The organism is Chitinophaga niabensis (assembly GCF_039545795.1).
GTDB classification, from domain to species: domain Bacteria; phylum Bacteroidota; class Bacteroidia; order Chitinophagales; family Chitinophagaceae; genus Chitinophaga; species Chitinophaga niabensis_B.
This window is the reverse complement of sequence record NZ_CP154260.1, coordinates 2112831-2127702: the sequence shown is the minus strand read 5'-3', so window position 1 is coordinate 2127702 and position 14872 is coordinate 2112831. Positions and strand designations below refer to the sequence as shown.

Genomic DNA, 14872 nt, shown 5'->3' with positions numbered 1-14872 from the left:
TTTCATTTGCGTTAATACTCCCAACCAATGTTCTGTTTCATATTTGGATTGGTTTCTATCTCGCTGTATGGGATAGGATACCAGTACATCCGGGTGATATCAAATGCGGAGGTGGTGGCCGCAAACCTTGTATAGCTGAAAGTGCCGTCTGTATTCTTTACGATCTTCATACCGGATAAAGGTGCATTCATCACTTTGCCGGCTATCTTCCAGCGGCGGATGTCCCAGTGGCGGTGTTCTTCAAATGCCAGCTCTATCCTTCTTTCATTCTGTATAATGCTCCGCATGGAATCTTTAGTGATGCCGGCCGGTAATCCGTAGGTGGTACCGGTGATGCCTGCTCTCTTCCTGATAAGGCCCAGGGCATCGTATACCGGTTTAACAGGACCGCTTTCCTCATTTTTTGCTTCCGCAAAATTGAGCAGCACTTCCGCATAGCGGAAAAGTATCACCGGCCTGATGGTATTACTGTAAGCAGTGGAGCTTTCAAATTTGCCCATGAACTTGCGCAGGTAGTAACCTGTTTTTGTTTGGGTGATGATGCCACCGGGTTTATCCAGCCCCCCTTCGAATGTTTCTACGGAGCGGTTCAGCCATTTCTTTCCGTTGTACAGAATAGTGGCTTCAAAACGCGCATCTCTTTTTTCGTAGGGTTTGGAGGCCACATAACCGGAAAGCGGGTCTGTAATGGGCAAACCGTTATTCATGGGGAAGGCATCCACCAGTTCCTGGGAAGGGCTGGTTAATCCTTTACCGGCTCCGGCATTCAGGTATCCTACAGGGCCATTGTACTGCTCTACGTTTTGGTTAGGTGTACCATTTTTAGCGAAGATCATTTCGGTGGTCTTGCTGGTGATGAACAGGCCCGGGAAGTCAGCAGACAAAGTGTAAACACCGAGGTCAGTTACTTCCTGTGCAGCATTTGCTGCGTCCGTCCATCGCTGTGTGATGTTATCTGGATTGTATAAAGGGCTGGCCCAATACAGCAGTAACCTTGCTTTCAGGGCAAGCGCCGCACCTTTGTTGGCACGCCCCACATCTGCATCATTCATATTGGCGGGCAGCAAAGAATCTTTATAATTTGCTATTTCTGCGAGGATATAATTCTTTGTTTGCTCCACCGTGCTCCTGCTGAAATTTAAATTATCCGTGATCTTCAGAATGGTGTCGCCCATCAAAGGCACGCCACCCCAGCGTTTCATCAGTTCAAAATAGAACAGGGTACGGAGGAAGCGGGCTTCCGCTTTCCAGGCACGTTTTAATTCTGCCGTGGCTGGCACCTTGTCTATTTTAGAGAGGAACATGTTCGCACGGCGGATACCACTGTAATTAGTTCCCCATGTATTATCTGTTACGTTCAAAGGACTGATGCGTCCTTTTCGGAAATCTTCCGTTCTGTCCCCGTCCTGTGAAGCCATGCCATCATCTGTGGCGTTATCTATATAGGCATTCTCCGTACGGTTGTAACCGGGAGGCAGTTGCGCATAGATGCCATAGAGGAAAGCTTTTGCATTGTCTGCATTCTTGTCCATTTCATCAAACACCAGGTCGCCCGTAAGCCGGTCCTGCGGCTCAGATTCGAGCACGCGTTTGCAGGCGGCCTGCAGCACACAAACACCTGCGAGTATATAAAGGAGATATTTACTTTTCATCATGGATTAGAGTTGAATGTTCACACCGAAATTGTAAATGCGCTGATTGGGATAAGCTCCCTGGTAAGATTCAGGATCTACACGGTCCAGCGGTGTAAAGGTGAGCAGGTTGTAAGCATTTGCAAATGCGCGGATGCTGCCTAACCTGGTGAACCTTACCCAATCCTGTGGCAGCGTATAACCCAGTTCCAGGTTCTTGAGGCGTAAGTATTTACCATCTTTCAGCCAGAAAGTAGAGTTGCGGTGATTGTTCACATTGGTGCCCACGGTTAATCTTGGATAGCTGGCTGTTGCTGCTGTAGCAGGCGTCCATCTTCCGAGGTGATGTTCCTGGGCCTGGCCTTTCCCGGCGTTCTGGAATTCATAGGTATTATTGCCGGTGAGGAAAATATAACGGTTCATTACTCCCTGCCAAACCATGCTGAGGTCAAAACCTTTCCAGTTAAGGCCTATGTTCACACCATAATATACCTGTGGTTTGGTAGTACCTATCGCACGTTCATCAAACACATTGATCACCCCGTCATTATTCAGGTCTTTGTATTTGAGATCTCCCAGCACAGGTGTGTAACCATCCAGCGCGGGGTGATTATCCAGTTCATCTTTAGTATTATAGAAACCATCAGCTACGAGCCCGAAGTTCTGCCCTACCGGCATACCGGTACGTTCATTCCAGCTGTAACGGCGGCTTACTTCGTCCATATCGTCCACACGGGATCTTATGAAAGACACGTTCGCATTTACATAATAACCGAGCTGCCCTACCCTGCTGTGATAATCTGCGCTGAACTCCATTCCGCTGTAAGTGCTGGCGCCGATGTTCTCAAGCGGTATCGTATTTCCGATGATCGTGCTGGCATTGGTGCCGCGGCGCATGATCAGATCAGTACGTTTTACATTAAAATATTCTGCGGTGAATTGCAGTTTGTCCTGCAGGAGCGAAACATCCAGCCCTACATTCGCCTTCTTTGCTTTTTCCCAGGTGAGGTAAGGATTAGCCAAAGCTGATTCGGTGATACCAGGGTAACTGGTAGCCGGGCTCCCTAATGCATAGGAAGTGTTCTGCGTATAGAATTGCAGGTAGGTATAATAACCTGCATTGCTGCTATTGCCTGTTAAACCATAAGAACCTCTGAGCTTCAGCGTTCCAATGGAGGGCAGCGCTTCCCGGAACCAGTTTTCCTTCGCTATGTTCCAGCCGATGCCCACAGCAGGAAAGTACCCCCACTGTTTCTGATAGTACATGTTATTGCGGGAATAAGCCATCGTGAATTCCAGCAGGTATTTCTGTGCGTAGTTGTAAGCGGCGCGCGCAGAGAAACTGGAATTAATGAGCGGCAATTGTTTCCCGTCCGTATAGGTATCTCTGAAATACAATCCAACAATGCTCAGCTGGTGGGCGCCGAAAGTAGAATCATATCCCACCTGGAATTCTGTATAGGCCTGACGGTTCTCGGCACTGTTGGTAGCGCCGTTAGACTGTGTGCCATCTGTACCTATTTTACTGGTACCATTATATACTGCAAAAGATTTACTCCGGTTGATGTTCTCATTATAGTACCCGTTAAAAGAAGCCAGTCCTTTTACGAACAAACCCGGCAGCAGCGCATCCAGTTTTTGCTTTACGGAAAGGTCTATAGAAAGGTTGCGGTTATAATTAGGCCGGTAACCTGAACGTACGGCCTGTCCATAAATGTTATTGGTGTATTCTGCATTTCCTCCCAAACTGCCATCATTATTCAGCATGGGGTAAGCGTTATTGGGTGTGGTGAGAATGGAAGAATAGATGCCCGAAGTTTCTGAGCCGGGTTCATTTCCGTTACGGATGCGGCCAAAAACATTCAGGTTCACCAGGGTGGTTTTAGTAAGGTCTACATCTATATTGGTTCTGAAAACATACCGTTTATAGAAGTTATTGGTAGGATAAGTGTTCTTACTGTCGGTTATAAAATATCCCTGCTGGTTCAGGTAATCCAGGTCTACGAAATAACGGGCAGACCTTCCGCCGCCTGCAATATTCAGGTTGTAACGCTGCATACCAGCCTGGTCTTTCAGCACGGTATTGTACCAATCCACATCCGGATGGCCAAAGGGATCACTGCCTGTCTTCCAGGCTTCCAGGTCTGCCGGGGAATAAATGGGCTGTTTGCCATCGTTCTGCAGGGCTTCGTTATAAAGACTTGCATAATCGAATGCCCTGAGGAACTTTGGTCTTTTCAGCTGTTGCTGAATAGCGCTCTGGGCTGTAAAAGAGATCCGCTTTTTACCATTGTAGCCGTGTTTGGTAGTGATCAGGAGCACGCCGTTCTCTCCGCGCATGCCATACATGGCAGTACCCAATGCATCCTTGATCAGGCTCACAGAAGCGATCTGCTCAGGATCAATGGAGGTAATAGACCTGGGCACCCCGTCTATTACAACCAGGGGGCCTGCGCCGCGGATAGACATGGTGGCAGCATCCTGCCCTGGCTCTATACTGGTTTGCAGGAGATACAATCCCGCCAGTTTGCCATATAAGCTGTTTTCCAATTGTGTTACCGGCATGCTGCGGATATCGTCATAACGGACAATGCCGTAAGACTGGAGCATGGTAGTACCGGATTGAGCACCAAATAAGACCGGAACGGTATCTTTCAGGGGTAAGATACGGCTGGCTGCTGCGGGCAGGCTCTGAGAAACGGAAGCCCTGCGAATGACCGTATCTTCCATTGGCTTTGCTGACATTGCCCGGATACCGGGAAGGCATAACGTCAGCCCAAAGAAAAGTGGCGTTGCGTACTTTTTCACCATAATAACGTAGTTGAAAACGACAATTGGTTGATTGATCTAAGTAATTGGTTGATCTCCAAAATTAGGGGGAAGGAAGGGCTAAGGTACCCGTCATTTGCTGCTTAAATACGGGTGAAATCCATCAAAATAGAACAGGTCATTTGTACACAAAAGGAGGAAAATGAGCCACTATGGCTGAATTGACTGAGAAGCGGCATAATCACGGGGTGTGCTGCCGAATTCTGTTTTAAACCATTTGCGGAAATAGTCCACATCAGAAAAACCTACCATATATGCTACCTCTGTAACGGTAAATTCGTTCCGGGTTAATAATTGCGCCGCACGTTTTAAACGTACGCTTCTGATAAATTCGATGGTGGTTTGGTTGGTGAGTGCCTTAATTTTCCGGTAAAGGGTGATGCGGGTCATGTTCACTTCTTTGGCCAGTTGTTCCACATTGAGGGTAGGCTCCAATATATTGGCGTCAATAAACGCCATCACTTTTTCCAGGAAGATCTCATCGGCTGAGGTAATGGCAATATTGCGGGGCTGCAACATAATATCCTTACTATACCGTTCCCGGAGCAATGCCCTGGAAGCCAGCAGATTATTTACCCGCAGCTGCAATAAGCCCAGGTTGAAAGGTTTGGTCACATAATCATCCGCGCCGGTTTCAAACCCTTCCATCTGGAAAACGAGGGGTGTACGGGCTGTGAGCAGGATCACGGGGATGTGGCTGGTCCTCTCGTCCTTTTTCAGTTTGCGGCAAAGGTCCGTTCCGCTCAGGCCCGGCATCATTACATCGGAGATAATAATGTCCGGCAGTACCTCTGTGGCTATTTTCCAGCCTTCTCTGCCGTCAATGGCTTCGTGCACAGTATAGTGCTGCCTGAAATGGCTGGCTACGAAGCTGAGCATTTCCGCATTGTCTTCCACGATCAGCATTACCTGGCCGTTGCCTTCTCCTTCTGTTTCTGCTTCCGCCGGTATTTCTGTTGTGTAGGGTTCCGGCCTTTCCGGTGTGCTGCCACTGATCTCACTTTGTACATACTGTTCCGCATGCATGGGGAAAGAAACCGTAAAACAGGTTTCTCCGGGTGTATTAATAGTGGATTGCCGGCTTTCTACCGTAATAGTTCCCCTGTGCAGGCTTACCAGTCCTTTTGTAAAAGCCAGCCCGATACCGGTACCCGAAATAGGTAAACCCGTATCATTATAATGATGGAAGGGATTAAAGATCTTACCAATATGCTGCGGTGCAATACCTGCTCCATTATCTTCCACACTGATCACTACCTGCCGCTGTGCGTTCGTTTTCACGGAAACTTTGATCCTGCCACCTGCCGGGGTAAATTTCACGGCATTGGAAATGAGGTTGAAAAGGATCTTTTCCAGTTTATCGTGGTCAAACCATACCCGCATTTCCGGTTCCGCTGCCTGCATAGTGAGTTTCAGGTTGCGTTGCCGGGCATAGGCATCAAAAGAAAGGATCACTTCCCGGATAAACTGCACAATATCCTGCTCCGCGATCTGCAGCTGCATATGCCCTGCTTCAAACTTGCGGAAATCCAGCAACTGATCTGTTAAACGCATCAGCCTTTCTCCATTCCGCTGCATGAGCAACAGCTGGTTCAACACTTTGTTATTGCCCTTCTCTTCATCCACCAGTTTTTCCAGCGGCGCCAATATCAAAGTGAGCGGCGTTTTGATCTCATGGGAAATATTGGTGAAGAAGGACAATTTGCGCTGCGCCAGTTCCTGGTCCTTCTCACGGCTCCGCTGCTGCAACAGTATTTCATGTTTCAGGCGGGTGGTTTTAATGGAATGGGACCAGAAGATATATAAGATACCGCCTATCACCAGCAGGTAGAAGAGGTAAGCGTACCAGGTTTTCCAGAGTGGCGGCAGCACCGTAATATGCAGGCTGGCATATTGTTCATTCCAATAACCATCGTTATTGGCGGCTTTTACTTTAAACACATAATCTCCTGCATCCAGGTTGGTATAAGTAGCCGTTTGCTGATTCCCTACATAGTTCCATTGCGTTTCTCCATGCAGGCCTTCCAGCATATAAGCATATTGGTTGGTGCTGGAATTGATATAGTTCAGTGCTGCAAAACCCAGCGTAAAATAAGCCTGGTCGTGCGTGAGCGTAATATGATCCGTATAACTGATGGATTGCTCCAGGGGAGAATGTTCTCCGCCAATGGGTACCGGTTTGTTTTTAATACTGAAGGAAGTGAATACCACCGGGGCTTTCACTTTATTGATCACGAGTTTGTCCGGGTGGAATTGAACGATGCCGTTATTGCCGCCGAACATCACTTCCCCAGATGCTCTTCTGCATGCGGCGGCCAGGAATTCATTACTGCCTAAGCCATTGTTCACGGAATAATTCACTACCTGCACTTCCTCTTTCGTAAAAGGCCCATGTGCTTTTCCTAAGGTGATGCGGGCAATACTCTGGTTAAAGCTCACCCAGAGATCTCCTTTTTTATCCTGCGTGATGCCATGCACAATATTGGAGGAGAGGCCGAAAGCGGTATCCAGCGTAAAGAACTGGTTGCGCTCTTTATTCAGCAGTTTCAATCCTCCTCCCCTTGTGCCTATCCAGATATTACGGCGGTCATCCTCATAAATACACAGGATCGCGTTCTTGTTGAACACGCTATCGTATTCTTTCAGGTAATTGACGAATTGCTTCCTTCCCTTCGGGAGGCAGGACAGGCCTACTTCAGTACCGATCCATACACCACCTTCACTATCCTGCATCAGGGTATTGATATCATTGGAGATGATGCTGTGCGGATCTTCTTTTTTATTCCGGTAACGGGTAAAAGCGCCGTTCTTATCCATCTGGAACAAACCGCCTTTGGTACCTATCCAGGTGTTTTCTTCATCTCCCACAATACCATATACCACATCATCCAGGAGGTGTTTAGGTGTTTCTTTCAGGGGATAGGAAAGCATTTTGCCGGAAGGCTGGTGATAACTGAAAAGCCCTTCCAGTGTACCTATCCAGAGGTTCTGTTTTTCATCCAGGTGAATGGCTTTCACCATTTCAGGATTGATGTGATGCGGTGCGCGGGGATTTACGCGGATGTATTGAAAAGTATTATTCTTTGTATTGTAATAATTCACCCCGCCGCCTTCTGTAGCGATCCAGAGGTTACGGTCTTTGTCTTCCTTGATGCTGCTCACCACCTTATAGCTCAATCCCGGCTGGCGGCCTAGTTGCTCGTTGATGTAGCTGAAGTTCTCATTCCCCGGATGTTCAATGCTGAGGCCACCGGCAAAGGTACCTACCCAAATGCTGCCGGCATTATCTTTCATAAAACAGAGCACCGAATTACCTGAAATGGAATAAGGATCGTACTTGTCCACCACATAATTCTTTACGATAGTTCTGCTGCCATTAATGGTGTACAGCCCGTTGCGTGTACCTATCCAGGCATCTCCGTTGTGAAAGAGGATAGCCCGTACCATATCGCTGCTGATCTGTAAAGGGCCGGTTTCTGAATTGTAGTTCTCTACCACATCCGTTTTGCGGTCCCATACGAGTAAACCATCTTTTTCCGTACCTATCCAAACATTCTGCACACTGTCTATGGCAATGCTGTGTACAAAGCTGTTGAGGTAGCGGGGATTTTGAAGAAGGGAAGCCGGAACCGGCAGAATGCGGCGGCTCTGGGGGTTATAGCAGATCACATCTTTTGCGCTGCCCAGCCATAATATGCCGTTTTTGTCTTCTGCAATGGCGCTGATAGAAGGCCTGCCGGGACCTTTGCCCAGATCTACAGGATGCAGCACCCGTTTCTTTTCATCATAACGGAACAGCCCTTTGTTGGTGGCTACCCAGAGATTGCCTTTACTGTCCCTTTTAATCAGCTTGGCGTATCGGAAATTGAAATCATTCCTTTTATCAGAGGAAACTATTTTATGGAAGCGTTCCAGCTTGCAGTCGAAAAGGTCCATGCCCAGGGAGGTGCCTACCAGCAGGTTACCCTCACTGTCTTCTCCCAGCGCAATGGGTTCATTGGAACTCATGCTGAAAGGGCGGGTCTGATCATATTTGAAGTGGCGGAAGCTGTAGCCATCGTAGCGGCTGAGACCATCAAAGGTACCTATCCAGATAAAACCTTTGGAGTCCTGGTAGAGGCAGTAAACGGAGCTTTGAGACAATCCTTCCGCGATGCCCAGATGTTTGAAACGCAGTTGCGCCTTCAAGGTAGTGGACATCAATAGAAACAATAAAGCGATTATATAGCAGGATCTCATGCTCACTTATACGACTCGGTTGAGCCGCAAAATACAGCATATCTTTAAACTTTATACTGAAGCCGCCAGTTTCTGTCGTAATAAACAAAGAAGGCGAGCCAGATACTCCGCGAAACCCGCATCAATATGGGTTGTAAGATAACCAGGAGTGCTCCGTTGATGCCCAGCCACCAGAAAAGGCGGCTATCATACAGGGAGAAACCCAATAAAACGTACCAGGCCACAAAGGTGGCCACACTCAGGGCAACGGAAAGGGCATAACTTACATAACCGGTACCAAAGTAGAAACCTGTTTCCGGCTCTGTGGGCTGGCCGCATACAGGGCAATGTTCATTCATTTTCATGAAGCTGCCCAGGCGGTAGGGATTTTTTTGCTGATAGAGATCTCCCCTTCTGCAACGCGGGCATTTATTACTTAATACACTGAGGATGAGGTTGGGTTTGTGGTCTGTTTTTTCGGCACACATATACTAATTATTTAAGCTTTTCCTGAAATCATCCGGGGTGAAACCTACATACTTTCTGAAGAAGCGGTTAAAGTAGGAATTATCCTGGAAGTTGAGTTCATACGCAATCTGTGTAACGGTAAGGTCTGCATTGGTGAGCATACGTTTTGCTTCCAGCAGGATCCTTTCCCGGATCAGTTCACCGGCAGTTTTGCCCAGGAGGTCCTGGCAAAGGGCATTGAGGTGATTAGGTGTGATATATAACAGTTCTGCGTATTCCTTTGGTAATTTAATGGTACGGTAGTGTTTGTTGATCAATTGCTGAAAGTTGCGCAATACCAGCAGTTTCTGCTGGGGAATGGCTTTCTTCTTTTCCCTTACACTCGTTCTTTCAATGAGCAGGAACAATTGCAGCATCAGCACACGGATCATATCATATTGCAGCGTTTCCATTTCTGCTACCAGTTTCTCAAACAAAGCTTTCACTTCTTCTCTTGCGGGAAGTGGTACTGTGAGTACCTGGTCTTTACTGTCACCACTGAAAAAAGAGAAACGTTCCAGGTAATCGTGATGCATCAAAAAAGAGCGGAAGAAGGTTTCCGAAAAATGGATCACATAACCATCCGTATCCGGTGAAAAGTGCCAGTTATGCACCTGGCCCGGGATCATAAAATAAACCTGGTAGGGCTGCACGCTGAACTTCGTAAAATCCAGGGTGTGGGTACCGCTTCCTTTTGTAAATAATACCAGGTGGTAGAATGAATGGCCATGCTGGTGCATGGCCTTGTGGTAGTTGTTCTGCAGGTAATGGTTTAATCTTTCTATCAGCAGGTCCTGCTGATCTTTCCCCATACTGAGGCTGCAAATATCATATACCGGGATGGCTGGTTTCATGATGGTACAAAGGTACTGCAGCGGGGGAGAATGGCCTATGACCAATCAGGGATTTTGTGGTACTTTTTACTGATTGGCAGTGTTTAAACCTCCAGGTTCTCTACTTCTATGATCGTAAACGTTTTCTTCCCGGAAGGTACCTGCCACATTACCTCCTGCCCTTCCCGGAATCCTATCAGGGCTACGCCTACAGGTGCCATTACGGAGATCTTCCTTTGTTTGATGTCTGCTTCGTCCGGCATTACCAGCACCAGCTCCATCACTTTATTGTTGCCTGCTTCTTTTAGTTTCACTTTTGAATTAAGGCGTACCACATCAGCAGGGAACTCATCCCGGCTCACCAGTTTTCCTCTTTTGAAATCTGCTTTCAGTGTTGCCATTACATGTGCGCCAAATGCGCTTTCGCGCTGTGCATCGTTCAGACAGGCTGTTAACATTTCATAATCATCTTCTCTGAACACCAGCTGATGTTTTACTTTTTGCATAGTACTTAATTTATGGTTTTCTAATAAGCCAGAGGAAGATCAGTGATAATGGTACGGTTATTACCAATGCCAGGTACCACCACTCATTTCCTGTAACCAGCGCGGCTTTGAGCACAAGCGCATTAGCGATTACAAGAATGAGTAAGATCATGCCTCTGACCGAAATCTTTGTTACAGGATTCCTGGTCATCGCAATTCAATTAAACATGTGAAATAAAGGTAGAAGGGGGCCCCTGTTCCTGTCTAGCAGGCCAGGGTCAGGGTATTGAAGTCTTTAAAGTTTGAAATGTAATACAGCTTATTACAAAAGGTGCGGAATTGCTTGTTGCCACAGGCGCTCACAGGTGCTGCATCAGGTGCGAAGCGCCTGATGGATACCTTAGTGATATGTGAAATAATGCCTGACATGTTATACAAACATAAGGAATTAAAATTAAACGGGTATTTATAGCTGTTTTTTCCAGTATTAATGCGCTTATGCCGGTCCTATTAAAAAAACGACCTTAGCTCCGATAAATTGTACAGGGTGATTCCCTTCTATGGGCACCATTTTTATTTTGTGTAACCAAAAGGTTTCTTATATTTGTAACCATAAGGTTACCAATTAATGTAAAAATCAATTCATATGACGGTATCTCCATTTGTAATCGAAAGGACGTACAATGCTCCTGCCGATAAAGTATGGCAAGCGATAACAGATCCTGCCAAAATGAAATCATGGTATTTCGACCTGCCGGGTTTTAAACCTGAAGTTGGCTATGAGTTTGAGTTTTATGGAGGGGAAGAAGGCGGTGAGCAATACCAGCACCTTTGTAAAGTAACAGAGGTGATCCCGGGTAAAAAGCTGACTTATAGCTGGCGGTATCCAAAATATCCCGGCAATTCCTTTGTTACCTGGGAGCTTTTTCCGGAAGGGGATAAAACCCGGTTGCAACTGACGCATGCAGGGCTGGATACTTTCCCGCAAGACAACAAGAATTTCAGAAGAGAAAGTTTTGCACAGGGCTGGACGGATATTATTGGTACAAACCTGAAGGCATTTTTGGAGCAATAGGCTATAAAAGTTTATCAAAGCCGGCCAGTATTCTGGTCGGCTTTTTGCTTTCTGTAAAACATGCTGCGTAATGTAGAGATCATATCTGCCCCCTCTATCCTGGGTTTAAGGCACACGGGTGTTGAATACCTTGCAGACAGCTTGCTACGGGCTGGTTTGGCTAAACAGCTCCATGCAGCCGTTCATCATGTACCCACACTTAATGCTGATTATAATCCACAAAGGGACCCACATACGCAGTGCCTCAATCCACTACTGCTGAAAGACTTTTCTCTCACTTTGGGTAAAGCTGTTTCGGAGGCGGTTCATTTCCCGATCGTGCTCGGCGGGGATTGCAGCATTCTGCTGGGTATTATGCCGGCGTTGAAAGCAAAAGGGAATTATGGGCTCCTTTTCCTGGATCAGCATGCTGATTTCTATGAGCCGATAAAATCCACTACAGGGGAAGTAGCAGATATGGACCTCGCCATTGTTACCGGCAGAGGCCCTATGCTGCTTACAAATATCAATGGTTTGCGGCCTTATGTGAAAGATGAACATGTGGTTCACCTTGGCCAGCGGGATCAGGAAGAAACGGAAAAATATGGCTCGCAGGACATCCGGGAAACAGCTATCAAATGTTTTAGTCTCACAGATATTGAACGTAATGGAGTTGATCAGATCATGACTTCCGTACAGCAATACATCGATACCTTAAAGCTGGATGGTTACTGGCTTCATTTTGATACAGATGTATTGTCTGATGACATTAATCCCGCAGTAGATTACCGTTTGCCGGGAGGATTATCTTTTGAACAGGCGGCTACTATTATGCGCAGGCTGCTGCATGCGAATGATATAGCGGGCATGAGTGTAACCTGTTTTAATCCTACGCTGGATGGGGATGGAAGTATTGCGCAAGGGATCACTGCTTGCATTGTTGATTGTTTAAGCACATAATGCTGAAGCAGAATAGACTGTTGCACAGTACAAACTCTTTCACTTAAGTTGCAAAGTCATACAAAATCCAAGCTCACCTAACTGATAACAGGCGTGCCTGGATAAATATCTTATTACTATTTTTATTCAGATACAACCCGCGTCATTAATAGCAGGCGGGCTTACTTATCTTATTTCAGAAACAAACCCACTTCACTGATAGCAGGCGGGCCTGGATAAATATCTTATTACTATTTTTATTTCAGATACAACCCGCTTCACTGATAGCAGGCGGGGCTTACTTATCTTACTTCAGATACAAACCCACTTCACTGATAGCAGGCGGGCCTGGATAAATATCTTATTACTATTTTTATTTCAGATACAACCCGCTTCACTAATAGCAGGCGGGCTTACTTATCTTATTTCAGATACAAACCCACTTCACTGATAGCAGGCCTGTCTGTTGCACTGATGATCGTTACTCGTACTTTCCAGATCGTTTCCTTTGGGAATTCAGCTGTTTTACGTTTGCCGATAGCAGTACCTTCCGCTAACAATTTCCAGTCGCTGTTCACCTGCCCTTCTACTTTATAAGCTGTCACCCTATTCCCCAATACTTCGCTGATAGCAATGGCACTGAGTTCTGCAGGGTTTTCCATATCAATTTCCAAAGTACCGGTTGTTTTACCTTCATCTGTAGTCCAGTACGTAGCGGGATCACCATCAAGGGTATTTTCACCACGTGTACCACCACTTGTATTAATCGGGCGGTGTAAGGCTTTGTTGATGCCGTATACAGGATCTGTTTCTGCTTTCAAAGGAGGTAATGGCGCTACCTGTTTATTGGTGAATCCTCCATTCTCTTTATACCCAATATTCTGCAATGCTTTATTACCCAGGCGTTCGGATAATTGCGCCAGATAAAGACTTTGCGGAAAAACCGGTTTATCATGGGAATCAAAATTACCATCCGGCAAGATAGGACTGCTGTCAAACAAACGCGCTGTCTGGTATCTTGTACCAATACATCCGATAGCCCAGTTTGCAGCACCGGGGGGGTTTTGGATCACATACGTTTTAGCTATACAATTCCATGCAACACCCCAACCCATCGTCCAGCCATGACCTGAGCCGGCAACACCACGGTTCATGAAATCAATACCTCCATCTGCTACGGTACAATTGTCTACCAGCAAACCGGTTGACCAACGCATATGTGGCTGAATACGGCTGCCATGGCCACGGAAAGTACTGTTCAATATAACATTGGGCCCAGCTCTCAAACCAGCCGTCCAAACAAAGTAAGTGTTACCTCCTGTTACTTCGCAGCGGTCTATCAGGTTCTGGCTGCCTTCCAGGCTGAAATCAGTTGGTTTGGAAGCACCCAGGTTGGTGTAAGTATGTGTTACCACCACCTGCTGCATGGTAATGCGGTTACCTGCTAAGGTAGTGGTGTTCATGGTTTCTTCGCAGTATACATCTTTCACCCAGCAGTCGTCTGCATTGATCTTAATACCGGAATACGGTGCATGACCGTAATCAATTTCCAGTGGCGGGCATTGTATGTGCAATTGTTCCACACCAGCATCTGTAATACGTGTGGAAGCTCCGGCATGGCTGATCACAATACCCTTTCCACCATCTGCCAGTGGAATATCTATGGTGATGGTATTACCGGAAATGGAAGTGATCTTCCGTTCCATTACCAGGAAGGAATTCTTACTGATCCATGTCTGTGGTTTACCATCACGTTTTAAATTATCCATTTCCATCTGGTGGATCCATTCTTCTGTGACAGGTTTCTTTACGAGGATCTGATCACCTTTTGAAAAAGCAACAGCATCGGCTACTTTGAAGGAAGAAGTACCTGCAGGAAGGTAAGTATCTGTTACAGGAATGCTTTTGGAACCAGCAGCTTGTTTTCCTGCTACTCCTATTAAAATGGCTGCATGTTTGGGGCCTGTCATTTTAATAGTAGTACCATTTTTACCACTTCCACTGCCACGCAACACAACACCTGTGGCATGTATATTCAGCGAACCGGCACAGGTAAAAATACCCGGCTCCAGTAATACCGTTCCCCGGAAGCCCTGTTGTAAAGGCAAAGCGGATACTTCGTCAATGGCGGATTGGATGAGTTGTGTATCATCTGTGCTACCGGATGGGGCTACTTTTTTCTTCACAGGTACATTGGGCAGGACTACTCCGCCGCCTTTATATCCTGCATAAGAGAAGTCCATGATACGGTCCCCGGCGGCTGTGGTTTTATAAACGAGCCGGCCTTTTTTATCGGGATATACCCATTGAGACCTGTTCTGCGCATAGGAGAATGTGCTGCCCAAGACAAAGAAGCAGCAAAAGATCATAACGTGT

The 14872-nt window shown here is 46.7% G+C and carries 11 protein-coding genes; 2 read left to right on the top strand and 9 right to left on the bottom strand.

The annotated features are described in order from the left end of the window. Positions 1-11: 11 nt before the first annotated feature. The 8 genes from AAHN97_RS08465 to AAHN97_RS08430 all read right to left on the bottom strand — a co-directional run bounded on the left by AAHN97_RS08465 (position 12) and on the right by AAHN97_RS08430 (position 10932). On the bottom strand, positions 12-1655 hold the full coding sequence (locus tag AAHN97_RS08465) for a RagB/SusD family nutrient uptake outer membrane protein (protein WP_343307139.1): 1644 nt from the start codon (positions 1653-1655) through the stop codon (positions 12-14). Between the two features lie 3 nt (positions 1656-1658). After that, positions 1659-4442, bottom strand: a complete 2784-nt coding sequence (locus AAHN97_RS08460; RefSeq protein ID WP_343307138.1) for a SusC/RagA family TonB-linked outer membrane protein — start codon at positions 4440-4442, stop codon at positions 1659-1661. A gap of 168 nt (positions 4443-4610) precedes the next feature. Then, a complete protein-coding gene (locus AAHN97_RS08455) occupies positions 4611-8660 on the bottom strand; it encodes a hybrid sensor histidine kinase/response regulator transcription factor (protein WP_343307137.1) in 4050 nt (1349 codons plus the stop codon). An 83-nt stretch (positions 8661-8743) separates the two neighbouring features. Further along, positions 8744-9166 (bottom strand): DUF983 domain-containing protein, encoded by a 423-nt coding sequence (locus tag AAHN97_RS08450; RefSeq protein ID WP_343307136.1) that lies wholly within the window; start codon positions 9164-9166, stop codon positions 8744-8746. A gap of 3 nt (positions 9167-9169) precedes the next feature. Next, positions 9170-10039, bottom strand: coding sequence for an AraC family transcriptional regulator (locus AAHN97_RS08445; RefSeq protein WP_343307135.1), 870 nt, complete (start codon positions 10037-10039; stop codon positions 9170-9172). 83 nt (positions 10040-10122) lie between these two features. Beyond that, positions 10123-10524 (bottom strand): GreA/GreB family elongation factor, encoded by a 402-nt coding sequence (locus AAHN97_RS08440; protein ID WP_343307134.1) that lies wholly within the window; start codon positions 10522-10524, stop codon positions 10123-10125. Positions 10525-10534: 10 nt separating this feature from the next. Further along, entirely contained in the window at positions 10535-10714 is a 180-nt protein-coding gene (locus AAHN97_RS08435) for a hypothetical protein (protein WP_343307133.1), read from the bottom strand. A gap of 53 nt (positions 10715-10767) precedes the next feature. Then, the gene (locus AAHN97_RS08430; protein WP_343307132.1) at positions 10768-10932 is read right to left on the bottom strand and encodes a hypothetical protein; all 165 of its coding nucleotides are present in this window, start codon (positions 10930-10932) and stop codon (positions 10768-10770) included. A gap of 217 nt (positions 10933-11149) precedes the next feature. Between AAHN97_RS08430 and AAHN97_RS08425 the strand changes: the two genes are divergently transcribed. Further along, positions 11150-11578 carry an SRPBCC family protein gene (locus AAHN97_RS08425; RefSeq protein ID WP_343307131.1) on the top strand — a complete coding sequence of 143 codons (429 nt, stop codon included), beginning with the start codon at positions 11150-11152 and terminating at the stop codon, positions 11576-11578. A gap of 60 nt (positions 11579-11638) precedes the next feature. Then, entirely contained in the window at positions 11639-12517 is an 879-nt protein-coding gene (locus AAHN97_RS08420; protein ID WP_343307130.1) for an arginase family protein, read from the top strand. Positions 12518-12918: 401 nt separating this feature from the next. Here AAHN97_RS08420 and AAHN97_RS08415 read toward each other — a convergent pair whose 3' ends face one another. Then, positions 12919-14865 carry a discoidin domain-containing protein gene (locus AAHN97_RS08415; protein WP_343307129.1) on the bottom strand — a complete coding sequence of 649 codons (1947 nt, stop codon included), beginning with the start codon at positions 14863-14865 and terminating at the stop codon, positions 12919-12921. Between the last annotated feature and the right edge of the window lie 7 nt (positions 14866-14872).